The sequence below is a fragment of the Alterirhizorhabdus solaris genome (assembly GCF_007785815.1).
Taxonomy (GTDB): domain Bacteria; phylum Pseudomonadota; class Alphaproteobacteria; order Sphingomonadales; family Sphingomonadaceae; genus Alterirhizorhabdus; species Alterirhizorhabdus solaris.
On record NZ_VNIM01000046.1, the window covers coordinates 1 to 24,402 of the forward strand.

The following is a 24,402-nucleotide window of genomic DNA, read 5'->3' on the forward strand; positions in this document are numbered from 1 at the left end:
CGTGTGGACATCGGGGGCATGGCTCCGCTGTGGAGCGCGCGCTATAGGGGGCGCCGCCAGATCGGAAAAGCCGGAAGAGAAAAGCCCCCATGACGCCCCGACCGCTTCGCCTGCCCGTCGCCGCCACGCTTGCCCTGACGATCGCCCTGTCCGCCACGCCCGCCACCGCGAAGGATCGCTCGGCCACCGCCGTGGCGCAGGCGCCGGAGACGTGGATCGTCGCCGACGACTATCCCGCCGCTGCATTGAAGGCCGGCACGGAAGGCGTGAGTGCGGTACGCTGGGACATCACGCCGGAGGGCAAGGCGGAGAATTGTTCGGTCACCACGTCCAGCGGTTCCCCCGATCTCGACCAGGCGGCCTGCACGGCGATCGTCGGACGTGCGCGCTACGTGCCGGCGCTGGATAAAAAGGGCCGCCCGGTCCGCTCGTTTGCCACGCGCCGGGTACGCTGGCAGATCCCGATAGGCCAGCCGGACACCAGCGTGCCCTACGTGCTGCGCGGCTTCTAGCGGATCGACGATGCACTGTTCCGTCTTGCTTTTGCCATTGATGGCCATCGCCACAGTTGCGTTCGCCGCCATGCCTGATCCATCGCCGCTGCCCGTGCCTCGCAGCGACGAGGCGATGTGGGTCACCACGGCGGATTATCCGGCCGCAGCCTTGAAAGCCAAGGAGGAAGGGACGGTCACCGTGGAACTACATCTCGACGCGACCGGTCGGGTGGAGCGATGCACGACGCTGGAATCAAGTGGATCGCTTTTGCTGGACGGAACGACCTGCCGGCTGATGATCGAACGCGCCTCATACTACCCGACGAAAGACAAGGCCGGTCGCCCCGTAGCTGCGCAGGTTACAAAGCGGGTACGTTGGCAAACACCGGCAGGAGCTTTACGGGGAACCCCGCCGCTGGCGCTTCGCGCCTTCCGCTTCTCGCCAGCGGCAGGCGGAAGCGCTGGGACTCCCGGCCAAGGCACCGCGTCGGCGCGTCCAACTGCCACCTACGGCCCGGCCGCGCCCGCCCCGCGTGACCGGCCGGGGCTGCTCGGCTGGCTGAAGCAGAGCGATTATCCGGCGGAGTCGCTGGAAGCGCGCGAGCAGGGCGAGCTGACCGCCTCGTTCGAGGTGAGCGAGACGGGGCGGGTGGAGAATTGCCGGATCATCCGGTCGAGCGGCTACCTTCGTCTGGACGATGCGACGTGCCCGCTGATCGAGGAACGCGCCCGTTTCCGCCCCGCCACCGACGCCGCCGGCAAGGCGATGCGATCGGCAGACGTGCGGACGTGGCGGTGGATTTTGCCGCCGCGCGGGCTGATCGGGCCGGACGGTATCGTCACGACGCCGAATTGACCTGAAACCCGGCGCCACCTATCTGCGCGAACGATCATGCCGGCCCTGCGTCGGTCTGCCGTACCTTAAGGAAAGCCCATGCTCGGCGCCGTCGCCAAGGCCCTCTTCGGATCGTCCAACGATCGCTACGTCAAGACGATGCGCGGCACCGTCGACAAGATCGCCGCGCTGGAGCCGGCGATGCAGGCGCTCGACGAGGCCGGACTACAGGCACAGACCGCAAAACTGCGGGCGCGGCTGGCCGCCGGCGAGACGACCGACGACATCCTGCCCGAGGCCTTCGCCACCGTGCGCGAGACGGCGAAGCGGGTGCTGGGCCAGCGCCATTACGACGTGCAGATGATCGGCGGCATCGTGCTCCACCGCGGCGAGATCGCCGAGATGCGGACCGGCGAGGGCAAGACGCTGGTGGCGACGCTGGCCACCTATCTTTCCGCGCTGACCGGCAACGGCGTGCATGTCATCACCGTCAACGACTATCTCGCCAGCCGCGATGCGGAGTGGATGGGGCAGGTGTACCGCTTCCTGGGTCTGACGGTGGGGGTGATCGTGCCCAACCTGACCGACCAGATGCGCCGCGACGCCTATGCCGCCGACATCACCTATGGCACGAACAACGAGTTCGGCTTCGACTATCTGCGCGACAACATGAAGTACGAGCGCAGCATGATGGTGCAGCGCCCGTTTGCCCACGCCATCGTCGACGAGGTCGACTCGATCCTGATCGACGAGGCGCGCACGCCGCTCATCATTTCCGGGCCGACCGACGACAAGAGCGAGCTGTACAAGCAGGTCGACCTGATCGTGAAGCAGATCGCGCCGGAAGATTACGAGCTGGACGAGAAGCAGAAATCGGTGATCCTCACCGAGGACGGCACCGAGCGGATGGAGCGGATGCTGGAGGCGGCCGGGCTGCTGGAAGGCGCCAACCTCTATGATTTCGAGAACACGCAGGTGGTGCATCACCTGAACCAGGCGCTGCGTGCCAACGTCGTGTTCAAGCGCGACATCGACTACATCGAGAAGGACGGCAAGATCGTCATCATCGACGAGTTCACCGGCCGGATGATGGACGGGCGCCGCTGGTCGGACGGTCTGCATCAGGCGGTGGAGGCCAAGGAAGGCGTCAATATCGAGCCGGAGAACCAGACGCTCGCCTCGATCACGTTCCAGAATTATTTCCGCATGTACCCCAAGCTCTCGGGCATGACCGGCACGGCCGCGACCGAGGCGCCCGAATTCTACCAGATCTACAAGATGAACGTCGTCACCATCCCGACGAACCTGCCGGTCAAGCGGATCGACGAGGACGACGAGTTCTACAAGAACATGCAGGACAAGTTCGCCGCGATCGCCAACGCGATCCGCGAGAAGGCGGCGACGGGCCAGCCGGTGCTGGTCGGCACCGTCTCGATCGAGAAGTCCGAGCTGCTGAGCGAGTTCCTCACCCGCGACGGCGTGGACCACAAGGTGCTGAACGCGCGCTTCCACGAGCAGGAGGCGCACATCGTCGCGCAGGCGGGCCGGCTGAAGGCGGTGACGATCGCCACCAACATGGCCGGGCGCGGCACCGACATCCAGCTGGGCGGCAACCTGGAGTTCCGCATGCTCGACGAGCATCCGGACCTGGTGGAGGGCACGCCCGAGTATGGCGTGGCGGCGACCCGGATCAAGGCCGAGATCGGCGTGGAAAAGCAGGCGGTGCTCGATGCCGGCGGGCTGTTCGTGCTCGGCACCGAGCGGCACGAGAGCCGGCGGATCGACAACCAGCTGCGCGGCCGTTCGGGCCGGCAGGGCGATCCGGGCCTGAGCCGCTTCTACCTGTCGCTGGACGACGACCTGCTGCGTATCTTCGGCCCGCAGACGATGTTCGCCAAGATGATGAACAAGAACCTCGCCGATGGCGAGGCGATCGTCTCGCCGTGGATCAGCAAGGCGATCGAGACGGCGCAGCGCAAGGTCGAGGCGCGCAATTACGATATCCGCAAGCAGGTCGTCGAATATGACGACGTGATGAACGACCAGCGCAAGGTGGTGTACGAGCAGCGTTCGGACATCATGGACGCGGACGCGGTGGACGACGTGGTCGCCGACATGCGGATGGAAACGGTGAACGGCCTCGTCGGCGCCGCCTGCCCGCCCAACAGCTACCCAGAACAGTGGGACGTGGCGCTGCTCAAGGAGAAATCCGACGAACTGCTTGGCCTCGACCTGCCGATCGAGCAGTGGGTGAACGAGGAGGGCATCGACCCCGAGATGCTGCTCGAACGCTTCCAGGAGGCGACCGCCGCCGGCATGGACGCCAAGGCCAACGAGATCCCGCTCGATTCGTGGCGCGGCGTGGAGAAGAGCGTGCTGTTGCAGTCGCTCGACCACCACTGGAAGGAGCATCTGGCCACGCTGGATGCGCTGCGGCAGGTGATCCACCTGCGCGCCTACGCCCAGAAGACGCCGATCAACGAGTATAAGCAGGAGGCGTTCGCACTCTTCGAGCGGATGCTCGGCGCGATCCGCGAGGATGTGACGCGGGTGCTGAGCCACGCGCAGTTCAACATGCCGCCGGAACTGCCGGAGATGCCGGACTTCATCACCAGCCACTACGACCCGCTGACCGGCGAGGACGACACGTTCGATCTCGACGCCGGCGCGCTGGGGCTGGTGACGACGCGGATCGCGCCGTTGCAGATGGCGCTGCCCGATCTGCCCGAGACGCTGGAAAACCCGGCCGAATGGCAGGGTCAGGTAAGCCGCAATGCGCCGTGCCCGTGCGGTTCCGGCAACAAGTTCAAGCACTGCCACGGGCGCATCGCCTGATCGGCTGACGGGTGGCCGTGTCCCGTCGCGAGACGGTGGCCGCCAGATCTGCGGGGACAGCGCGACCGGCCTCGCGGTAGGCGGGTCCATGCTCGACGGGGGGATGGATCAGGCCGACGGTGCGGCGGTGGCGGCTTGCGGGCCGGCATTGGCGCGAGGTGGCGCGGGACCGAGCGGTGTGCTTTTGACCCGTTCGAACACGGGCTGGCGGGACGACCTGCGCCTGTTCGGCTATGCGTGGGCCGCCGGGTTCGTGTTCTTCATGGTCATGCTGGCCTGAGGCGGCGCACTGGCGGTCCCGTTCAATGAACCGAAGACGTCTGCCGCTGATGCCGGGTCGCGAGCAGGCTGTTCCGGCGGCTTACGCTCAATGGGAAGGGGAACGCCTTTCGGCAGGCACGCTTTCGCTGACCCGGCTCTTTGATGCCGGCGGACTTTGGTGATTTGACCCGCCTCCCTATTGTCGGACGACGTCGAGAGACACGGCCTGACCCCCAGATCCCGCCGGTCCTCAGTCGCAGGCGCGATGCAGTTTCTGCGCCAGCCATGCGGCGATCAGGCACATCGCGGGCACCAGCAGCAGGATCTGCAACACCGTCGCGCCGATCGTCGTCAGCGCCATCACCACCACCGCGCCGATCACCATCGCCCCGGAATTGACGATGTTGTTCGCCGCCACCGTGCGCGCGGTCTGGTCCTTGGGCACTGTGGTGGTGAGAAAGGCGTAGAGCGGCACCACGAACATGCCGCCGGTGATCGCCACGCCGAGCAGCGCGACAGAGATCATCGCCGCCCCGGGATGGTGAATGAATTCGGCCAGGCCGAACAGCCGCCCATCCGGCAGCCCCTGCCAGCCGGAGGCGACGAAATACATGAACAGCACGAACCCGCCCATCAACACCACCGAGGCCGGCGCGAAACGGGCCGAAACCTTGCCGCCGAGCAGCCGGTTGATGAGCACCGAGCCGATCGCCACGCCGACCGAGAAGATCGCCAGGAACAGGCTGGCCACCTGCTCGTCGGCGGTGAACACGTTCTTCACCAGCGGCGGGAACTCGATGATGAGCACCGCCCCGATCGTCCAGAAAAAGCTGATCGAGCAGATCGCGAGAAACAGCCGGGGGATGTGCATCGTGCCCGAGACCAGCGCGATCGACGAGCGGACGATATGGAAATCGAGCTTCGGCAGATCGCCCGCCATCGGCGGCGCCGCCGGCACCTGCCGCCCGGCCAGCCACCCCAGCAACGCCACGCCGAGCACGACCATCGCCACCGTCCGCGGCTCGATGAAGCCGGCCAGGATCGTGCCGGCGAGGATCGCCATATAGGTGCCGGCCTCCACCAGCCCGGTGCCGCCCAGGACCTCGTCGGGCTCCAGATGCTGCGGCAGGATGGCGTATTTGATCGGGCCGAAGAAGGTGGAATGCACCCCCATCGCCAGCACCGCCGCCAGCATCACCGGGATCGACTTCAGCAGCAGCCCGGTGGCGCCCACCACCATGATCGCGATCTCCAGCGTCTTCACCAGCCGCACGATCCGCGCCTTGTCGCGCGTGTCGGCAAGCTGGCCGGACAAAGCGGAGAGCAGGAAGAACGGCACCGTGAACAAGGCGGTGGCCAGCGCGCTGAAACCGGCCTCCAGCTCGGCATTGGAGTAGATCCCGTAGGTCGCCACCAGCACCATCGCGGTCTTGAACAGGTTGTCGTTGAAGGCGCCGAGGAACTGGGTGCAGAACAGCGGCAGGAACCGTCGCCGTGCGAGTAGCCGGATGGAAGGGGTCATGCGGGCGGATGTTCGCTCTGTCGTTGTGGAGGGCGGGCATAACCGAACCAACGGCGCGCTCCAAGCGGAGGTTATAATCGGGCGCGGCATCTCCCCAAGCGGCGGGCAACGCGCTAGAGCGGGTATCGACATGCTGACGCTCCCCAACATCCTCACGCTCTCGCGCATCTTCGCGGTGCCGCTTCTGGTGTTCCTGTTGTGGCACCCGAGCTGGTTCGATTACGCGCTGGCGTTCGGCCTGTATGTGCTGATCGGGCTGACCGACTATTTCGACGGGTATGTCGCACGCGCGCAGGGCACCGTGTCCAAGCTGGGCATCTTCCTCGATCCGATCGCGGACAAGATCATGGTCGCCTCGGTGATCGTGATGCTGGTGGCGTTCGACAGCGTGGCGACCGGGCACCCGCTGGTCGCCGGCTGGCATGTGATCGCCGCGCTGGTGATCCTGCTGCGCGAGATCGCGGTATCGGGGCTGCGCGAATTTCTGGCCCAGCTGCGCGTATCGATTCCGGTGAGCCAGCTGGCCAAGTGGAAGACGACGTTCCAGCTCATCTCGCTCGGCGGGATCATCCTCGGCGGGGCGCTGCCGGACTGGGAATGGGTCGGCGACGTGGGGCTGCTGAGCCTGTGGATGGCGGCGGCGCTGACGCTGGTGACGGGCTGGGATTACCTGCGCGTCGGCCTGCGGCACATGGACTGAGGGGCTGCGGGTGGCGATCGAGATGCTCTATTTCGCCTGGGTGCGCGAGGCGATCGGACGGGATGGCGAGCGGGTGGACGTGCCCGCTGACGTGACGACCATCGCCGACCTGCTCGACCGGCTGGCGGCGGGCAGCGACGATCATGCCCGCGCCTTCGCCGATCGCGCCCGCCTGCGTGCGGCGCTGGATCAGGAGTTCGTGTCGCTCGCCGTCCCGATCGGGCAGGCGCGCGAGCTGGCCATCTTTCCGCCGGTAACGGGCGGATGATCGAGGTCCGCCTGCAGGCCGAACGGTTCGACCCCGGCGCCGAACTGGCGCGGCTGGAGGCATTGGGCAGTGGCGCGGTGGCGAGCTTCATCGGCATCGTGCGCGGCGAGGGCGGGCTGGCGTCGCTGCGGCTCGATCATTACCCCGGCATGGCCGAACGCGCGATGCAGGCGATCGCCGACGAGGCGGCCTCACGCTGGCCGCTGCTGGGGCTGGTACTGGTTCACCGCCACGGCACGCTGGCCGCCAACGAGCGGATCGTGTTCGTCGGCACCGCCTCCCGCCATCGCGCCGCCGCGCTGGAGGCGTGCGCGTTCCTGATCGACTGGGCCAAGGCCAAGGCCCCGTTCTGGAAGCAGGAGACGTTTCACGACGGCACGACCCGCTGGGTGGAAGCGCGCGCGATCGACGACGCGGCGGCGGCGCGCTGGTGAGCACGGCGGGCGGGGCGGCGGACGTTCCGCTGGAGGCGTTGCTCGCCGCGGTGGGCGAGGGGGACCGCGCGGCGTTTTCCGCATTGTATGCCCGCACCTCGGCGAAACTCTACGGCACCATCCTCCGTATCTTGCCGGAGGGAGGACAGGCGGACGATGCGCTCCAGGATGTCTATGCGCGGATCTGGCATATCGCCGGCAGCTACGATGCGGCACGTGGTCGGCCGATCACATGGCTCGCGGCCATCGCGCGCAACCGGGCGATCGATGTCCTGCGAAAAGGGCGGGGCGGGGCGCGGATGGTCACGCTCGATCCCGATGCGCTGGCGGCGATCCCCGACGAGCAGGTCGATCCTGCCGTCCACGCCGCACTGGTGCAATGCCTCGATACGCTCGACCCGTTGCACCGCGAATGCATCCTGCTGGCCTATCTCCACGGTGCCAGTCGCGAAGAACTCGCGGTGCGGTACGACCGGCCGACCGGCACGATCAAATCCTGGCTCAGCCGTGGCCTGCTCGCGCTCAGGGGGTGCCTGAGCGATGACTGATCCCCACGACGATATGGCGGCGACGGCAGGCGAATATGTCCTCGGCACGCTCGATCCGACCGGACGCGCCGCCTTTGCCGCACGACTGCTGGCCGATCCGGCGGCACGCGCAGCGGTGGCAGCGTGGGAGGAACGGCTGGCGCCGTTGCTGGCCGATGCGCCCGGGGTGACGCCTCCTGCCGGGCTATGGAACGGGATCGAGGCACGGATCGGGGCGGCCGGTGACACGGCGTCGAACGACAATCGCGTATCGCCCGTCTGGCGGGGTGCCGCGATCGCGGCATCGCTGGTGGCGGTGCTGGGTGGCACGCTGGCAATGCGGCCGCAGCCGGTGGCGGCGCCGCCGGTTCTGGCGCGTGGCGCCTCTTACGTCGCGGCGGTGACGGCGAAGGGGGCCGAGCCGGCGCTGCTCGTCACGATCGACCGGGCGACCGGGCATGCCGTCGTCCGCGCGATCGGGCTGACCGCGCCGGCGCGCAAGAGCCTCGAGCTGTGGTACATCGGCCCGGGGCGCGATCCGCGCTCGCTGGGGCTGGTGTCCGGCGACATGCGGGCGGAAATGCCGCTCGCGCCGATGCTGGCGAAGGGCGATCGGCTGGGCGCGGCGCTGTTCGCGATCACCGCCGAGCCGGCGGGCGGCGCGCCGGCGGGGGCGCCGACCGGCGAGATCCTGTACTCGGGCAAGCCGATGATGGTTTCGGCCAGCTAGCGCGAAGCGCGGTATCGGGCGGGCCGCTCCATCCGGGCGGGGCCGGTCGTCGAGGACATGGCCCTACGAACATGGAAACCCATTCTCCACGACGCCATAGATCCGATGGTCTCGAAGAGGAGCAGACCGGCGTCTCGCTGTTCGGACCGGACCGACCCAAGCTCCGTGACCGTACCTGCTTCAGACAAAAAAAGGGCGGCCACCCTGCGGCGGCCGCCCCCTTTTCCCGAACGTGTGTCGCTTAGGGCATCAGCACGGTGTCGACGACGTGGATCACGCCGTTGGACTGGTTGACGTCAGCCTGCGTGATCGTGCTCATGCCGCCCTTGGCATCGGTCAGCATGATCGTCTTGCCCTTGGCGGTCGCGGTCAGCGTGCCGCCCTGCGCGGTGGTGAGGGTGGCCTTGCCGCCGCCCTTCTTGATCTGCGCCGCCAGATCCTTGGCGCTCAGCTTGCCCGGCACCACGTGATAGGTGAGGATCGAGGTGAGCGTGCCCTTGTTTTCCGGCAGGACCAGCGTGTCCACGGTGCCGGCCGGCAGCTTGGCGAACGCGGCGTTGGTCGGCGCGAACACGGTGAACGGACCCGGGCCGGACAGCGTGTCGACGAGGCCGGCGGCCTTCACGGCGGCGACCAGCGTGGTGTGGTCGGCGGAGTTGACCGCATTCTCGACGATGTTTTTGGTCGGGTACATGGCAGCACCGCCGACCATCGGATAAGTCACCTTCGCCTCGGCAGACGCAACGCCGCCGACCGCGAGAAGGATCGAGGCCGCAAGGGCGCCGCGCTTGAACGTGCTGATCATCGGGAAACTCTCCTGTTCGGGCCCGCCGGTTCGTGACGGACCGCACAGATACGTCGCGCCATTATGTTTGGTTGCAACGCGCGCGGCCGTTATTTCAGCGAAATGTCCGTATCGGCGAGCGGAGCAGCGGGCGATCGCGGTTGATACGCCCCTCGCAACGCCTCCGCCAGCAGGGCGAATTCGCGGTCGCGCGGTGATCCCTTGCGCCACGCCAGCGCCACACGGCGGGCCGGATGATCGGCATCGAGCGGGCGCGCCACCACATCGGTGTTGTCGAGGATGCCGGCGTCGATCGCCATTTCCGGCAGCAGCGTGACGCCCAGGCCGTTGTCCACCATCTGCACGAGCGTATGGACCGAGGTGCCGAGCATCGTCGCCTCTGCGCGCAACTCGGGCCGGTTGCAGGCAGCCAGCGCGTGGTCCTTCAGGCAGTGGCCGTCTTCCAGCAGCAACAGCTGGGTTTCGTCGATCGAGTCGGCAGAGACGGTCGCGGGCGGCGGCGGGCCCTTCGAGGCGGGGAATGCCACCCACAGGCGATCGTCGAACAGTTCGGCCACCTCCACCTCGCCGCAATGGTAGGGCAGGGCCAGCAGCACGCAATCGACATGCCCGCGATGCAGCGCGTCGCAGGCGATGCCGCTCGTCTCCTCGCGAAGATACAGCTTCAGCTCGGGCCATTCGGCGCGCAGCCGGCGCAACATGCGCGGCAGCAGGAACGGCGCGATCGTGGGGATCACCGACATCCGCAACTCGCCCGACAGCGGCTTGCCGGCGCTGCGCGCCATGTCGGTCAGCTCTTCCGCCTCGCGCAGCACGCGTTGCGCCTTCTCTGCCATCCGCAGGCCCAACGGGGTAAAGCGCACCACCCGTCGCGTGCGTTCGACCAGCACGATGCCGATTAGCGACTCCAGTTCGCGCAGGCCCGCCGACAGGGTGGACTGGGTGACGAAGCAGGCATCGGCGGCGCGGCCGAAATGCCCGTGATCGCGCAGCGCGACCAGATACTGTAATTGTTTGAGGGTAGGCAGGAAGCTGGTCATTCATCGCCTCACTCGATCAACGACAGCCGAATAATCCATTTGATCGTTCAATGCCACCGTGGCAAACAGCTGTCACACAGTTTCACATCCCCTGAATGGAGACACCCTCATGGCTCTCACCGTTGGCGACAAGTTCCCCGCATTCGTCCTCCCGATGCAGCAGGGCACCGCGGCCCTCCCGAATGGCGAGACGATCGATACCGGCGAAACCGGTGGCAAGTGGAAGGTCGTGTTCTTCTGGCCGAAGGACTTCACCTTCATCTGCCCGACCGAGATCATCGGCTACGGCGAACTGAAGAACGACCTCGCGGATCGCGACGCGGTGCTGATCGGCGCCTCGACCGACACCGATTTCGTCCACTTCGCATGGCGCAAGTCCGACGAGCGGCTGGCCGCCTGCGACTTCCCGTGGATCGCGGACAACCAGAAGAAGCTGGCGAACGCGTTGGGCATCGTCGATGCGGAGGCCGGTGTCGCCTACCGCGCGACCTACATCGTCGATCCGCACAACGTGATCCAGCACGTCACGGTCAACGGCCTCAACCAGGGCCGCAACCCGGCCGAGGCGATCCGCGTGCTCGACGCGCTGCAGACCGACGAGCTGTGCCCGTGCAACTGGCAGGCCGGCGAGGAAGTGCTCAAGCCCGCCGCCTGATCCCTTTCGATCGGCCTGTTTCGGGGCGCGGAAGGGGGACCACCCTTTCCGCGCCCTTATTCTTATTCGGAGACGTTCCATGTCGCTCAAGGCCTTTGCCGATACGCTGCCCGATTATGCCAAGGACATTCGCCTGAATGTCGGCTCGCTGCTGAACGACCAGTCGCTGGGCGACCAGCGGAAGTACGGCCTGCTGCTCGCCTGCGCTCACGGCTCCGGCTATCGCCCACTGGTGGAGGCGACCGAGGCGGATGCGGCGGGCAAGCTGACCCCCGAGGCGGCGAACGCTGCACGTGCGGCGGCGGCCGTGATGGCGATGAACAACGTCTATTACCGCTTCGTCCACCTCGCCTCCAACCCCGAATATGCCACGATGCCGGCCAAGCTGCGGATGAACGTGATCGGCCAGCCGGGCATCGACAAGGCGGATTTCGAGCTGTTCAGCATCGCCGTTTCCGCGATGAACGGCTGCGGCATGTGCATCGACAGCCACGAGAAGGTCCTTCAGGGCCACGGCGTGAAGAGCGAGGCGATCCAGTCCGCCGCGCGGATCGGCGCGGTGATGAAGGCCGTCGCCACGGTACACGCCACGGCGGTGTGAGTGGGCGGGTTCGGTGCGGGTCTGGCGTTTCGGCCCGCACGTTCCTAGATGAGCGATACCCGTAAGGCCGGACGGAGAGCGCCTTGATGTTCGGTGGACTGATTGACTATCTCGATTCGGTGAAGGCACGCGATCCCGCGCCCCGCACCCGGTGGGAGATCCTGCTCTATCCCGGCGTGCTGGCGCTGGGGCTGCATCGCGTTGCGCACTGGCTGTTTCGCGGGGAGATGTATTTCCTCGCGCGGCTGGTTAACCACATTTCCCGCTTCCTCACCGCGATTGACATTCATCCGGGTGCCCGGATCGGCCGGCATTTCTTCATCGATCACGGCTTTACCGTAATCGGCGAGACGGCGCTGATCGGCGACAACGTGACGATCTACCAATGCGTCACGCTGGGCGGAACGAATCCGGCGAACGGCATCGCCGGCAAGCGACACCCCACAATCGAGGACGATGCGATAATCGGCTCGGGGGCGCAGGTGCTCGGGCCGATCGTCGTGGGCAAACGCTCGCGGATCGGTGCCAATGCGGTGGTGACGAAGGACGTGCCGGAAGGCGCCTCGATGGTCGGTATCCCCGCGCGTGCAACGCTGGTCGATTCGACCGAATATCAGAAGCCGTTCCTGCCCTATGGCACGTCCTGCACCGAGCGCTTCGATCCGCAGACGCAGGCGCTCGACCTGCTACGTTGCGAGGTGGAGACGCTGCGGACCCGCCTGTCGGCGCTGATCGACGAACGCGATGCGGATCGTGTCGCCGCCGATGCGACCGCCGAGGAACGCAACCGCGCCTGATGGGTGTCGTCACTCCCTTTCCCGGCCCGCGCGGCGGGCCGTCCCAGATCGCGTTCGATCGTGCCGAACTCTCCCGCATCCTCGACCTGTACGGGCGGATGGTCGCGGCCGGGCACTGGCGCGATTATGCGCTCGATCTCGGACATGAGGCCGCGGTGTTCAGCGCCTTCCGCCGGGCAGCCGAGCGGCCCGAATATCGCATCGAGAAGCGGCCTGCATTGCGCCTGCGGCAGGGCATGTGGGCGCTGGTGGGCGAGGCGGGGATGATCCTGCGACGCGGGCACGAGCTGGGGCCGGTGCTGGCACCGGTCGAGCGCAAGCTGATGAAGCTGGTCGATGATTGACGCCGTGCAGGGGGCGGCGAGCCGAGAGCGCAGGCATTTCGCGTGATCTCTCGAAACGGCCTCATGATGTCGTTGGCCTTCGTAGCGCACAATGTGAGGCAACGCGGGGACCACTGGTTTACAAGCTCGTTTGAGGCGGCCGCCAAGCTCGTCGGCCGGCAGCCGCATCCTGCAGCCTGCCGGACGCTCACGCGGCCCCGCGTGGCATAGCCGCGACGGAAGGGGGTTCGCCTTGCCGCCGCGCCATGCGACAAGCGGGGTCGCTCGTCGGGGGAATTGTCATGCGTATCCTGTTCACCGCCTTCGCGATCGCGATGGCCGGTCTATCACCCGTCGCCGCCACGGCGCAGGAAATGCCGGCCGACGATGCCACCGCGCGGAACTTCGCGGCGTTCCTCGACGGGCTGCGGCCTCGCGCGATGGCCGCTGGGGTCAGTCGCGCCACGCTTGATGCGATGCTGCCGACGCTCACCTTCAACCCGCGTGTCGTCGCGCTCGATCGCGCGCAGCCGGGTGGCAATCCGGCCGCCGGCGCCGCGCCCGCCATCGCCCCGTTCGCCCCTTATCGCGACCGCCACGTAGATGCCGATCGCATCGGCCGGGGCCGCACGCGCTATCAGGATCTGCGCCCGCGCCTCGCCCCGATCGAACGGCGGACCGGCGTGCCCGAGGCGATCATGATGGCGATCTACGGCCATGAGACGGGGTACGGCACCTACACCGGCGACTTCGACCTGCTCCGGTCGCTGTCCAGCCTGGCCTATGACGGGCGGCGGCGGGAACTGTTCACCGCCGAGTTCATCGCCACGCTGCTGATGATCGAGCGCGGCTTCCCCCGCTCGCAGATGAAGGGCAGCTGGGCCGGGGCGACCGGCTATCCGCAGTTCCTGCCAAGCATGTACCTGCGGCTCGGGGTGGACGGCGACGGGGACGGCAAGGCCGACATCTGGCGCAGCGAGACGGATGCGCTGGCCTCCATCGGCAATTACCTGACGAATGCCGGTTGGCGGCCGAACGTGCCGTGGGGCGTGGGCGTGCGCGTGCCGCCCGATCTGGACCGTGCGAGCGTCCGCTCCCGTCTCACCTCGCCGCGCTGCCCGCGCGTCTTCGACCGCCACAGCCGCTGGCTGACGATCGCCGAATGGCGACGGCTGGGGGTGCAGCCCGTCGCCAGCCCGGTGCCGGCCGAAACCGAGCTGGCCAGCCTGATCGAGCCGGACGGGCCGAACGCCACCGCCTATCTGCTGACGACCAACTACCGCTCGATCCTCGACTACAACTGCTCCAATTTCTACGCTCTGTCGGTCGGGCTGCTGGCCGATGCCGTCGCGCAATAACGCCGCCGGCTGGCTGGCGCTGGCGGGTACGGCGCTGCTGGCGGCCTGCGCGACCGACCGGCCGCAGCGTGGCGGGCGGACCGTTTCGGACACTCCGGTGAAGATCGGCGCGCCCTATCGCGCCGGCGGGCGGATGTGGGTGCCGACCGATGATCGCGACTACGATGCGGTCGGTTATGCCTCGTGGTACGGCGGCGCGCACGCCGGCCGCCCGACCGCCAACGGCGAGCGGTTCGATCCGCGCGGGATCAGCGCGGCGCATCCCACGCTGCCGCTGCCGAGCTATGTGGAGGTGACCGCGCTGGACAGTGGCCGCACGATCCTGACGCGGGTGAACGATCGCGGGCCGTTCGTGGCGTCGCGGATCATCGATCTGTCGGCCGGGGCGGCCAGGGCGCTGGGGATCGAACGGCAGGGTGTGGCGCGGGTACGAGTGCGGCGGGTGCAGCCGCCCGAGGTCGATCGCGTCGCGCTCCGGGCCGGGCGGGCGGCGCGGGCGCGGCCGGATGCGGGCCGGGAGATGCTGGCCAGCCTTGCCGTCCGCACCGCAAGCGGCCCCGCCCACGTTCGACCGTCTCCGGCAGCGGCAACACGGCGCGGCCTTGCCGCATCGTCCGGCGGGCCGGCCAGTCGGCCGGGCGGGGCGGCTCGTGTTGCGAGTACCGCCGCTTTGTCCGGCGTGGGCGTTGCATCTGGCGTCATCGCATCACCTCTTGCCTCGGCAGCGCCGGCCATCCCCGCCTCCATAGGGGCAGCGTCCGGCGCGGCGGCACTCCGAGGGGCGCTGAACGGCCCGGCCGCGTCTGGACCACTCGCGTCCGGTACGGATGCAGTCGGTTACTCGAACGGCGCATCTAGCGTCGACGTTGCCGTCCCGCTTGCCACCGGCACCCGTCCATCACCCACGCGGCCGGGGCCGGCCAGTCCCGCCATGCGCCTCTACGTCCAGGTTGCCGCGCTCGACGATGCCGACCGGGCGGATGGCCTCGCCGGGTCGCTCGCGGCGATCGGGCCGGCCGCCGCCACCGCCGCCGGGTCGCGCTGGCAGGTCCGCCTCGGTCCCTATGCCGATGCCGCCTCGGCGCGCTCTGCGCTGGCGCGGGCGCAAAGGGCTGGTTATCAGGAGGCGCGCATCGTCCGCGATTCCGCGCAGTGACAGGAAGACCGATGAAACCGTCCCGCTTGATGCCCCCCCTGTTCGCCCTGGTGCTCGCCGCCCCCGCGATGGCCGCCGCCCCGCCTTACGAGACGCCGGCGCCGGTGGCCTTCATGAAGGACCTGTCCTCGGGCGCGATCCTCTACGCCAAGGATGCGGACCGGCGGATGCCGCCTGCCTCGATGGCCAAGATGATGACGGTGTACGTCGCCTTCGACCTCATCAAGAAGGGCGACCTCAAGCTCGACCAGATGATAACCGTGCGCCCCGAAACGTGGCGCCAGTGGCACGGGCCGACCGCCGGCTCCACGATGTTCCTGTCGCCCGGCGAGCAGGTGAGCGTGCAGAACCTGCTGCGCGGCATCGTGACGCTTTCGGGCAACGATGCCTGCGTGGTGCTGGCGGAGGGGATCGCCGGGACGGAGCCGGCCTTCGCCGCGATCATGAACCAGCACGCGCAAAAGATCGGCCTGCGCAATTCCCACTTCGGCAACAGCAACGGCTGGCCCGATGGTGGCGCCACCTTCGTGACGGCGCGTGATCTGGCGACGCTGGCGGAACGCACGATCATCGACCATCCCAAGCTCTACAAGGCGTTCTACAGCCTCAAGGAGTTCACCTGGGGCAAGACGATGGGCGCGGGCGCCGACATCACCCAGCAGAACCGCGATCCGTTGCTTGGCCGTGTCGCCGGGGCGGACGGGCTGAAGACCGGCCATACCGAGGAGGCAGGCTACGGCTTCACTGGCTCTGCCGAGCAGAACGGGCGTCGGCTGGTGATGGTCGTCGCGGGGCTTGGGTCGTCCGGCCAGCGGATCGAGCAGTCGGTGTCGTTCATGGACTGGGGCTTCCGTGCGTGGCAGGCCAAGCCGATCGTGGCGAAGGGCAAGCGCGTGCAGACGGCCGAGGTCCAGCTGGGCAGCGCCGGTACGGTCGGTCTGGTCGCACCGCGCGATCTGGCCGTCACGGTGCCGGCGGGCACGGCGGGCGAGGTGCGGACGCGCGTGGTGTATGAGGGGCCGATCAAGGCGCCGATCGCGGCCGGGCAGCATATCGCCGATCTCGTCGTCACCACCGGCGACACGCCTCCGCAGACCCTGCCGCTGGTGGCCGAGAGCGCGGTGGACAAGGCCGGCTTCTTCGGTCGCATCGCCGCCGGCTTCCGCTGGCTGTTCGGCATGGCGTGAGCAGCACGCGGGGCCGCTTCATCAGTCTCGAAGGCGGGGAGGGGGTCGGCAAGTCGACGCAGGTCGCGCGGCTGGCGGCGGCGCTGCGGGCGCGAGGGCTGGAAGTGGTCGAAACCCGCGAACCGGGCGGCAGCCCCGGCGCGGAGGCGATCCGCACGCTGCTGATGGAGGGCACGGCCGGGCGCTGGACCCCCGAGACCGAGGCGTTGCTGTTCGCCGCCGCCCGCGCCGATCATGTCGCGCGTACCATCCGCCCGGCGCTGGAGCGCGGGGCTTGGGTGGTGAGTGACCGTTTCCTCGACAGTTCGCTGGCCTATCAGGGCGGGGCGGACGGGCTGGGGGCGGAGGCAATCCGCACGCTCCACGCGATCGGCAGCGGCGGGCTGCTGCCGGACCGGACGATCCTGCTGGCGATGCCCCTGCACGAGGCTTCCAACCGGGAGTGGGTCCGCGATGCCGGCGAACTGGATCGCTTCGGCGCGCGCGGGGCGGATTATCATGCACGCGTCGCGCAGACCTTCGCGGCACTGGCGGGCGATCCGGCGAACGGCCCGGCGCGCTATCGGACCGTCGGCGCGCTGGGCGACGTGGCTGTGGTGACCGACCGGCTGATCGATGCCGTGGCGGACCTGCTGTGAGCCTGATCGGCCACGATGCGGCGGTTGAGGCGTTTCGCGAGGCGATCGGGGGCGGACGCCTGCATCATGCGTGGCTGGTCGCCGGGCCGCAGGGTATCGGCAAGGCACGCTTCGCCGAGGCGGCAGCGCTCCGCTATCTGGCCGAAGGGATCGGGCCGGTCGAGGCACCGGGGCTGGATCTGCCGGACGATCACCCCACCGTGCGTTACGTCGCCGCCGGCAGCCACCCGGACTATCGCCGGCTGGAGCGGCTGTACCGCGAAAAGACCGGCGATCAGGCGCGCGGCGTCACCGTCGATCAGGTGCGCGGGCTGCAGACCCTGTTCGCCACAACGCCGAGCTTCTCCACCCGCCGCGCGGTGGTGATCGATGCGATCGACGATCTGGAGCGGTCGGGCGCCAACGCGCTGCTGAAGAACCTTGAGGAGCCGCCGACCGACACGCTGTTCCTGCTCGTCAGCCATGCGCCGGGGCGACTGCTGCCGACGATCCGGTCGCGCTGCCGCACGCTACGGCTGGGGTTGCTGGGGGAAGCCCACATGCAGGCGATCATCCGGCGCGAGCGCCCCGAGGCGGACGATGCCGAGATCGCGGCGCTGGTGGGCGTCGGCGGCGGCGCACCGGGGCAGGCGCTGCGCTTCGCCGGGCTCGATATCGCCGGGCTGGACGCGGCGATCGACGCGATCGCGCGCGGCGGCGATCCGACCAACGCCGGCCGCAGCGCACTGGCGAAATCGCTGGCGCTCAAATCCGCACAACCACGCTACGAGGCGTTTCTGGAACGGGCGCCGGCCCGCATCGCCGCCGCCGCCCGCACCGCGCCCGTGGCCGATCTCGCCGCGATCCTGCCGCTGGAGGCACAGGCGAGGTCGCTCGCCGGCAGCGCGCTGCGGCTGTCGCTCGATCCGCAGGCGACGGTGTTCGGGCTGGGCGGTCTGCTCGCGGCGCTTGCCCCGATCACGGGTGACGCTAAACCCGGTTCGACCCGGCGGCGCTGACCCGTCGCTGAACGATGCGAGTGATGTGCAAGTGACGACGGCCGACCCCTATTACATCACGACCGCGATCAGCTACCCCAACGGGCGGCCGCACATCGGCCACGCCTATGAGGTGATCGCGACCGATGCCATCGCGCGCTACCAGCGGCTGGCGGGGCGCGAGGTGTTCTTTCTCACCGGGACCGACGAACATGGCCTGAAGATGGCGCAGGCGGCGCGCGGGCGGGATATCGAGCCACGCGCATTGGCGGACGAAATGTCCGGCTATTTCCAGGAGATGACGCGCGTTCTCAACATCTCGAATGATCGTTTCATCCGCACCACCGAGCCATCTCACTACGCCGCCAGCCAGGCGCTGTGGCGGGCGATGCAGGCGAACGGCGACATCTATCTCGGCCGCTACGAGGGCTGGTATTCAGTCCGTGACGAGGCCTTCTACGACGAAAAGGAACTGGTGGGGGAGGGTGATGCCCGCCTGTCGCCGCAGGGCACGCCGGTGGAATGGACCGTCGAGGAGAGCTGGTTCTTCCGCCTTTCCGCCTTCGCCGACCGGCTGCTTGCCCACTACGAGGCGAACCCCGACTTCATCCTGCCCGAGGGGCGTCGCAACGAGGTCGTCAGCTTCGTGCGCGGTGGCCTGTCGGACCTGTCGATCTCGCGCACCAGCTTCGACTGGGGCGTGCCGGTGCCGGATGCCGACGGGCACGTGATGTACGTTTGGGTCGATGCCCTGACGAACTACCTGACCGGGGCAGGTTATCCCGACGAAACAGCGCGTTACGAGCGATTGTGGCCGGCCGATCTGCACGTGATCGGCAAGGATATCGTGCGTTTCCACGCCGTGTACTGGCCGGCGTTCCTGATGTCCGCCGGGCTGCCGCTGCCGGCCTGCGTTTTCGGTCATGGCTTCCTCCTTAACCGGGGTGAGAAGATGTCGAAGTCGGTCGGCAACGTGGTCGATCCGATCGCGATGGCCGAGACGTACGGGGTCGACCAGTTGCGCTACTTCCTGCTGCGCGAGGTCAGCTTCGGGCAGGACGGCAGCTACAGCCATGACGCGATCGTCACGCGGTCGAACGCCGACCTTGCCAACGGGCTCGGCAATCTGGCGCAGCGGTGCCTGTCGATGATCGCGAAGAATTGCGGCGGGAAGGTGCCGGCGCCCGGACCGTTGCGGATCGAAGAGGAGATCCCGTCGTTCGCCACCATCGCCGACGAACTGGCGCGCGACATGGCCAGGCTGGGGTTGAACGAGGCGCTGGACCACATCTGGGGCGTGGTGCGCGATGCCAACGGCTATTTTGCCGACAAGGCGCCGTGGGCGCTGCGCAAGACCGACCCGGCTGGTGCGGATCAGGTGCTGTATGTCGCCGCCGAAGCGGTGCGGCGACTGGCGATCCTCGTGCGATGGGCGATCCCTGCAAGCGCCGATGCGCTGCTCGACCAACTGGCGCAGCCGGCCGATGTGCGCGATCTTTCCAGTCTCGACAGCGGGTTGAAGGCCGGTCTTGATCTGCCGCCGCCGCAAGGCGTGTTCCCGCGCTGGGTGGAGCCTGCGGTCTGATGCTGGTCGATAGCCATTGCCACCTCAACTATGCCGGGCTGGTCGAGGATCAGGCGGCAGTGCTCGCGCGTGCGCGTACGTCCGGCGTGACGACGATGCTGAACATCGCCACCCGCGAAAGCGAATGGGGCGCGGTGATCGCCACGGCCGAGCGCGAAGCGGACGTGTGGGCGACCGTCGGCATCCACCCGCACGAGGCGGATACGCACGCGGCGGTCGATACGGCGCGACTGGTGGCGGCGGCGGCGCATCCCCGCGTCGTCGGCATCGGGGAGACCGGGCTGGACTATTATTACGACCGTTCCGATCGCGAGCGGCAGCGCACCAGTTTCCGCAGCCATATCGCCGCCGCGCGTGAAACCGGCCTGCCGCTGATCGTCCATACCCGCAATGCGGAGGACGACACTGCCGATATCCTTGCGGACGAGATGGGCAGGGGGGCCTTCGCCGGCGTGATCCACTGCTTCACCGCGAGCGCCGACTTTGCCGAAAAGGCGCTCGACCTCGGTTTCTATATCTCGCTCTCCGGCATCGTCACCTTTCGCAGCGCAAAGGATCTGCAGGCGACGGCGGTGACGCTGCCGGCCGACCGGCTGCTGATCGAGACGGACGCGCCATTCCTCGCGCCGGTGCCGAACCGGGGAAAGACCTGCGAACCGGCTTTCGTCGCCGACACGGCGCGCTTTCTGGCGGAATTGCGGGGGGTGGATACGTCGCGGTTGCAGGAAGAGACCGGCCGGAACTTCTTCACCTTGTTCGGCAAGGCGACGGGGTGATCCGGGCGACCGTCCTCGGATCGGGCACGTCGTCCGGCGTGCCACGCATCGGCAACGACTGGGGCGACTGTGACCCGACCGATCCGCGCAACCGCCGCCGCCGGGCCTCGATCATCGTCGAGACGGCGACCACACGTATCCTCGTCGATACCTCGCCGGACATGCGCGAGCAGTTGCTGTCGGCCGGCGTCAGCGATGTCGATGCGGTGATCTGGACGCACGACCATGCCGATCATTGTCATGGCCTCGACGATCTGCGGCAGCTTTACCATGCGCGCGGCATGCCTGTGGCGGGATACGCCGACCGAGCGACGCTGGCCTCGCTGACGCAGCGGGTCGGCTACGCCTTTGATGGTCGCGACGGTTATCCCGCGACGGTGAGCGGCAATATCCTGACGGACCGCATGATGCTCGGTGACATCCTCGTCCGGCATGTCGCGCAGCCGCATGGCTCGATCCGGTCGTCCGGGCTGCGGTTCGAGCATGAAGGAAGCTCGATCGGTTACGCCACTGATTTCGACGAAGTGACCGGGGCGATGACGGACTTCTACGATGGACTCGATCTGTGGATTATCGATGCGCTGCGCTATCGTCCGCATCCAACGCATCCGCATCTCGCCATGACGCTTGCGGCGATCGAACGCTGCAGGCCGCGCCGTGCGGTGCTGACGCACATGGACCAGTCGATGGATTATGCCACGCTGGCGTCGTCGCTGCCGAGGGGCATCGAGCCAGGATATGACGGGCTGGAAGTGACCGTGCCATGAGCGAGGACCAGGCGCTGGCGATGGCGGGAACGCTGGGAGCGATGACGCTCGTCGTTGCGTCGCTGATGGCGCGAAGGTTGCCGTTCAGACTGGTTTCGCGACTGGCGCTGCTGTGGATCATGATCTTCGTCGGGGGAATCCTGATCGTCGGCAGCTTCCCCGAGATCGTCGCATATTTTACATAATGGATATTATCAGATCATCAGATAGTGGTCGGGGTTGGGATGCTTGAGCGGTTGACGACGATCATGGCCCGCCTGCGCGATCCGGTCGGTGGTTGCGCCTGGGATCGGGTGCAGACCTTCGCCACCATCGCGCCCTACACGATCGAGGAAGCCTATGAGGTGGCCGATGCGATCGCGGCGGACGACATGGCGGCGCTGCGCGACGAACTGGGCGATCTCCAGCTTCAGATCGTCTTCCATGCGGCCATCGCCGAGGATCGCGGCGATTTCACCCTGGATCAGGTGATCGCCGGTATTTGCGACAAGATGGAGCGCCGGCACCCGCATGTCTTTGGCGATACCGCGGCGTCCCCAGGCTGGGAGAGCCTGAAAGCCGCCGAACGTGCGGAAAAGCCCGATGGCTCCGCGCTGGCCGGCGTCGCTGTCGCGCTGCCGGCGCTGATGCGCGCGGAAAAGCTGCAACGCCGCGCCGCCCGCACCGGCTTCGACTGGCCTGACGCCGCCGGACCGCGTGGCAAGGTGATCGAGGAAATTGCCGAGGTGGACGACGCCGCCGATGCCGACGCACGGACCGACGAGATCGGCGACCTGCTGTTCGCCGTCGTCAACTGGGCGCGCCACTTGGGCGTGGATGCCGAGGTGGCGCTGCGTCAGGCCAATGCCAAGTTCGAGCGGCGTTTTCGCGCGATCGAGACCGCGCCCGGTTTCGCCGCGCTGCCGCTTGATGACAAGGAGGCGCTATGGAGCGCCGCCAAGCGCGATCAGGCGGACAAGCCCCGCGACTGAAAGCGGTCGTAGTCCGCGTCGGACAGGCGCACGTCGATGACCAGCGCCTCCTCCTCCATCTCTTGCGCGACGACCTCGCCATGCGCGTGCAGCCAGGCGATCCCCGCGCCATCGCCCGGATCGAGCGACAGCGTGCGCATCCGGCTGCCCTGCGACAAGCGCGCCGAGAGCATCAGGCGCAATGCCTCCACCCCCTCCCCGGTCAGCGCCGAGAGCGTGACGACATCGTCGCGCCGCGCCGATTCGCCCAGCACGGCCTCGTGCTCGTCGCCTTCCAGCAGGTCGAGCTTGTTCCATGCCTCGATGATCGGGGCACCCCCCTCCCCGCGCGCACCGATATCGTCGAGCACGGCCTCCACGTCGGCGGCCTGCGCCTCGCTGTCCGGATGCGAAATATCGCGGACGTGGACGATCAGGTCGGCCGAAATCACCTCCTCCAGCGTGGCGCGGAAGGCGGCGACGAGTTGCGTCGGCAGGTCGGAAACGAAGCCCACCGTATCGGACAGGATCACCTTGTCGATGCCGGGCAGGCCAATCTGTCGCATCGTCGGGTCCAGCGTAGCAAACAGCAGGTTCTCCGCCATCACGTCGGCACCGGTCATGCGGTTGAACAGCGTCGACTTCCCGGCATTGGTGTAGCCGACCAGCGCCACGATCGGCCACGGGGCGCGCTTGCGACGGGCGCGGTGCAGGCTGCGCGTGCGGGCGACCTGCTCCAGTTCGCGGCGCAGCTTGGCCATGCGATCACGGATCAGCCGGCGATCCGCCTCGATCTGGGTCTCACCCGGGCCACCGAGGAAGCCGAAGCCGCCGCGCTGCCGCTCCAGATGGGTCCAGCTGCGCACCAGCCGCCCGGCCTGATAGTCGAGATGCGCCAGTTCGACCTGAAGCCTCCCCTCGGCGGTGCGCGCGCGCTCGCCGAAGATCTCCAGGATCAGCCCGGTGCGGTCGATCACCTTGGCGTCGAGCGCCTTTTCCAGATTGCGCTGCTGGATCGGGCTGAGCGCGCCGTCGATGATGACCAGTTCGGCCTCGGCCATGCGCGCCGCCTGCCCGATCTGCTCGACCTGACCCGAGCCGAACAGCGTTGCGGCCTTGGGCGCACGCAGGCGGAATGCCATGCGCTCGATCACGTCGATGCCGATCGCGGCGGCAAGGCCGGCCGCCTCGGCGAGCCGCGCCTCGCTGTCACGCGCGGCATCGCCCATGTCGGGAAAGGCGACGATGGCGCGGGCGCCCCGCGCCACGCCATCATCGTCGGCGCGGCTGAAGACGCTCAATCGGCTTCGCCGTCGAACTGGGCGAGATTGATCGGGTTGGCCGGCTGCACCGTGGAGATCGCGTGCTTGTACACCAGCTGCGACATGCCGTCGCGGCGAAGCAGCATGCAGAACAGGTCGTAGGCGGCGATCTCGCCCTGCAACATCACGCCGTTGACGAGGAACATCGTCACCGGCTCGCGCGCACGCCGCACCGCACCGAGGAACACCTCCTGCAACAGGGTCGCCTTCTTCTCCTCGGCGAAGCCCTTCTCGATCTCGGACAGGTCGAGCGGATGGGCCGGCATCACGGTGGAGATGGCGTGCTTGTAGATCAGCTGGCTCTGCCCGTCGCGCCGCAGAAGCACCGAGAAATTATCGAACCAGGTGATGATCCCCTGCAGTTTCACGCCCTTGACGAGGAACATCGTGACCGGTGTCTTCGATTTGCGCAAGCTGTTGAGGAAGATATCCTGAAGGTTGTTGACCTTGTCGGCCATGGGTCCGGTCTCCGGAACTTGGCGGGACGTTTGCCCGCTTGAGCGCCCGTTGCAGGCGTCGTGCATGCCCCGCCGGGTGCGGGAACAATGGTTTCTACCGCAGCTGCGAAGGCGCGTCTATGGGGCTTAAGATGTCATAATGCCTCAAGGGTTAGCGGACACTCTCGAACGGGCGCGCTATACTGATCGCCGGCGGATATCCGCTGTAACGAACGGCCGGTCCAATAGGTACAGTTGATTACCCTCCAACGAGCTGTGGCTTCTTGAGTATAGACATCACCGATGTAGGCATTATCCTCTTGACCTTCAGAAGCATCAACCAGCATCCATCTGCCAGAGACGAGGAGGAGCGTTTCTCCGATCACGAGGCCGCTCACCGCCAAGATCAAGGCAGATTTAAG

General features: G+C 67.7%; 28 protein-coding genes. 23 read left to right on the top strand and 5 right to left on the bottom strand.

Translation table 11 applies throughout. From position 1 onward, the window contains the following. The first annotated feature begins 89 nt into the window (after nt 1-89). From FOY91_RS12040 to FOY91_RS12055, 4 genes are all read left to right on the top strand, one after another. Nucleotides 90-512, top strand: coding sequence for an energy transducer TonB (locus FOY91_RS12040; RefSeq protein WP_145152013.1), 423 nt, complete (start codon nt 90-92; stop codon nt 510-512). Nucleotides 513-582: 70 nt separating this feature from the next. After that, the gene (locus FOY91_RS12045) at nt 583-1,350 is read left to right on the top strand and encodes an energy transducer TonB (protein WP_162527219.1); all 768 of its coding nucleotides are present in this window, start codon (nt 583-585) and stop codon (nt 1,348-1,350) included. A gap of 78 nt (nt 1,351-1,428) precedes the next feature. Beyond that, on the top strand, nt 1,429-4,164 hold the full coding sequence (gene secA, locus FOY91_RS12050; protein ID WP_145152019.1) for a preprotein translocase subunit SecA: 2,736 nt from the start codon (nt 1,429-1,431) through the stop codon (nt 4,162-4,164). Between the two features lie 88 nt (nt 4,165-4,252). Next, nucleotides 4,253-4,444: a hypothetical protein gene (locus tag FOY91_RS12055; protein ID WP_145152022.1), complete on the top strand. Its 192-nt coding sequence runs from the start codon at nt 4,253-4,255 to the stop codon at nt 4,442-4,444. A gap of 231 nt (nt 4,445-4,675) precedes the next feature. Here the strand turns inward: FOY91_RS12055 and FOY91_RS12060 are convergent, their stop codons facing one another. Beyond that, nucleotides 4,676-5,947: an MFS transporter gene (locus FOY91_RS12060; protein WP_145152025.1), complete on the bottom strand. Its 1,272-nt coding sequence runs from the start codon at nt 5,945-5,947 to the stop codon at nt 4,676-4,678. A 130-nt stretch (nt 5,948-6,077) separates the two neighbouring features. Here FOY91_RS12060 and pgsA point away from each other — a divergent pair, with 130 nt between their 5' ends. The 5 genes from pgsA to FOY91_RS12085 are packed head-to-tail and all read left to right on the top strand — an operon-like array spanning nt 6,078 to nt 8,606. Then, nucleotides 6,078-6,647, top strand: a complete 570-nt coding sequence (gene pgsA / locus FOY91_RS12065) for a CDP-diacylglycerol--glycerol-3-phosphate 3-phosphatidyltransferase (RefSeq protein ID WP_145152028.1) — start codon at nt 6,078-6,080, stop codon at nt 6,645-6,647. 10 nt (nt 6,648-6,657) lie between these two features. Further along, nucleotides 6,658-6,915: a molybdopterin converting factor subunit 1 gene (gene moaD, locus FOY91_RS12070; RefSeq protein WP_145152031.1), complete on the top strand. Its 258-nt coding sequence runs from the start codon at nt 6,658-6,660 to the stop codon at nt 6,913-6,915. Next, entirely contained in the window at nt 6,912-7,349 is a 438-nt protein-coding gene (locus FOY91_RS12075; protein ID WP_145152034.1) for a molybdenum cofactor biosynthesis protein MoaE, read from the top strand. Before moaD ends, FOY91_RS12075 begins: the two co-directional genes overlap by 4 nt. Further along, the gene (locus tag FOY91_RS12080) at nt 7,346-7,897 is read left to right on the top strand and encodes a sigma-70 family RNA polymerase sigma factor (RefSeq protein WP_238995649.1); all 552 of its coding nucleotides are present in this window, start codon (nt 7,346-7,348) and stop codon (nt 7,895-7,897) included. Before FOY91_RS12075 ends, FOY91_RS12080 begins: the two co-directional genes overlap by 4 nt. Continuing rightward, complete coding sequence (locus tag FOY91_RS12085; protein WP_145152037.1) at nt 7,890-8,606, top strand: anti-sigma factor; 717 nt, start codon at nt 7,890-7,892, stop codon at nt 8,604-8,606. The genes FOY91_RS12080 and FOY91_RS12085 overlap by 8 nt, the downstream gene beginning before the upstream one ends. 241 nt (nt 8,607-8,847) lie before the next feature. On the opposite strand, the gene FOY91_RS12090 is transcribed toward FOY91_RS12085, so the two are convergent. Together FOY91_RS12090 and FOY91_RS12095 are read right to left on the bottom strand one after the other, a co-directional pair. Next, nucleotides 8,848-9,411 carry a fasciclin domain-containing protein gene (locus tag FOY91_RS12090; protein ID WP_145152063.1) on the bottom strand — a complete coding sequence of 188 codons (564 nt, stop codon included), beginning with the start codon at nt 9,409-9,411 and terminating at the stop codon, nt 8,848-8,850. Nucleotides 9,412-9,500: 89 nt separating this feature from the next. Then, nucleotides 9,501-10,451, bottom strand: a complete 951-nt coding sequence (locus FOY91_RS12095) for a hydrogen peroxide-inducible genes activator (RefSeq protein ID WP_145152066.1) — start codon at nt 10,449-10,451, stop codon at nt 9,501-9,503. Between the two features lie 109 nt (nt 10,452-10,560). Here FOY91_RS12095 and FOY91_RS12100 point away from each other — a divergent pair, with 109 nt between their 5' ends. From FOY91_RS12100 to mazG, 14 genes are all read left to right on the top strand, one after another. Then, nucleotides 10,561-11,106, top strand: a complete 546-nt coding sequence (locus tag FOY91_RS12100) for a peroxiredoxin (RefSeq protein WP_145152068.1) — start codon at nt 10,561-10,563, stop codon at nt 11,104-11,106. A 79-nt stretch (nt 11,107-11,185) separates the two neighbouring features. Then, the gene (gene ahpD / locus FOY91_RS12105; protein ID WP_145152071.1) at nt 11,186-11,707 is read left to right on the top strand and encodes an alkylhydroperoxidase, AhpD family; all 522 of its coding nucleotides are present in this window, start codon (nt 11,186-11,188) and stop codon (nt 11,705-11,707) included. Between the two features lie 86 nt (nt 11,708-11,793). After that, nucleotides 11,794-12,504, top strand: coding sequence for a serine O-acetyltransferase EpsC (gene epsC / locus FOY91_RS12110; RefSeq protein WP_145152074.1), 711 nt, complete (start codon nt 11,794-11,796; stop codon nt 12,502-12,504). Further along, on the top strand, nt 12,504-12,848 hold the full coding sequence (locus FOY91_RS12115) for a DUF2794 domain-containing protein (protein ID WP_145152077.1): 345 nt from the start codon (nt 12,504-12,506) through the stop codon (nt 12,846-12,848). The genes epsC and FOY91_RS12115 overlap by 1 nt, the downstream gene beginning before the upstream one ends. Nucleotides 12,849-13,129: 281 nt before the next feature. Beyond that, nucleotides 13,130-14,185: a lytic murein transglycosylase gene (locus FOY91_RS12120; RefSeq protein ID WP_145152080.1), complete on the top strand. Its 1,056-nt coding sequence runs from the start codon at nt 13,130-13,132 to the stop codon at nt 14,183-14,185. Then, entirely contained in the window at nt 14,169-15,341 is a 1,173-nt protein-coding gene (locus FOY91_RS21690; RefSeq protein ID WP_162527220.1) for a septal ring lytic transglycosylase RlpA family protein, read from the top strand. The genes FOY91_RS12120 and FOY91_RS21690 overlap by 17 nt, the downstream gene beginning before the upstream one ends. An 11-nt stretch (nt 15,342-15,352) precedes the next feature. Continuing rightward, nucleotides 15,353-16,528: a D-alanyl-D-alanine carboxypeptidase family protein gene (locus FOY91_RS12130; protein ID WP_145152083.1), complete on the top strand. Its 1,176-nt coding sequence runs from the start codon at nt 15,353-15,355 to the stop codon at nt 16,526-16,528. Next, on the top strand, nt 16,525-17,166 hold the full coding sequence (gene tmk / locus FOY91_RS12135; RefSeq protein ID WP_145152086.1) for a dTMP kinase: 642 nt from the start codon (nt 16,525-16,527) through the stop codon (nt 17,164-17,166). Before FOY91_RS12130 ends, tmk begins: the two co-directional genes overlap by 4 nt. After that, the gene (locus tag FOY91_RS12140; protein ID WP_145152089.1) at nt 17,163-18,164 is read left to right on the top strand and encodes a DNA polymerase III subunit delta'; all 1,002 of its coding nucleotides are present in this window, start codon (nt 17,163-17,165) and stop codon (nt 18,162-18,164) included. The genes tmk and FOY91_RS12140 overlap by 4 nt, the downstream gene beginning before the upstream one ends. A 31-nt stretch (nt 18,165-18,195) precedes the next feature. Further along, nucleotides 18,196-19,728, top strand: coding sequence for a methionine--tRNA ligase (metG, locus tag FOY91_RS12145; protein ID WP_145152092.1), 1,533 nt, complete (start codon nt 18,196-18,198; stop codon nt 19,726-19,728). Beyond that, complete coding sequence (locus FOY91_RS12150; protein ID WP_145152095.1) at nt 19,728-20,504, top strand: TatD family hydrolase; 777 nt, start codon at nt 19,728-19,730, stop codon at nt 20,502-20,504. The genes metG and FOY91_RS12150 overlap by 1 nt, the downstream gene beginning before the upstream one ends. Further along, nucleotides 20,504-21,271 (top strand): MBL fold metallo-hydrolase, encoded by a 768-nt coding sequence (locus FOY91_RS12155; RefSeq protein ID WP_145152123.1) that lies wholly within the window; start codon nt 20,504-20,506, stop codon nt 21,269-21,271. Before FOY91_RS12150 ends, FOY91_RS12155 begins: the two co-directional genes overlap by 1 nt. Continuing rightward, on the top strand, nt 21,268-21,456 hold the full coding sequence (locus tag FOY91_RS12160) for a hypothetical protein (RefSeq protein WP_145152098.1): 189 nt from the start codon (nt 21,268-21,270) through the stop codon (nt 21,454-21,456). Before FOY91_RS12155 ends, FOY91_RS12160 begins: the two co-directional genes overlap by 4 nt. A gap of 39 nt (nt 21,457-21,495) precedes the next feature. Continuing rightward, nucleotides 21,496-22,242 carry a nucleoside triphosphate pyrophosphohydrolase gene (mazG, locus tag FOY91_RS12165; protein WP_145152101.1) on the top strand — a complete coding sequence of 249 codons (747 nt, stop codon included), beginning with the start codon at nt 21,496-21,498 and terminating at the stop codon, nt 22,240-22,242. On the opposite strand, the gene hflX is transcribed toward mazG, so the two are convergent. Together hflX and hfq are read right to left on the bottom strand one after the other, a co-directional pair. After that, nucleotides 22,218-23,522 carry a GTPase HflX gene (gene hflX / locus FOY91_RS12170; RefSeq protein ID WP_145152103.1) on the bottom strand — a complete coding sequence of 435 codons (1,305 nt, stop codon included), beginning with the start codon at nt 23,520-23,522 and terminating at the stop codon, nt 22,218-22,220. The genes mazG and hflX overlap by 25 nt on opposite strands. Continuing rightward, nucleotides 23,519-24,067, bottom strand: a complete 549-nt coding sequence (gene hfq, locus FOY91_RS12175) for an RNA chaperone Hfq (protein WP_275265959.1) — start codon at nt 24,065-24,067, stop codon at nt 23,519-23,521. Before hfq ends, hflX begins: the two co-directional genes overlap by 4 nt. Nucleotides 24,068-24,402 lie beyond the last annotated feature (335 nt).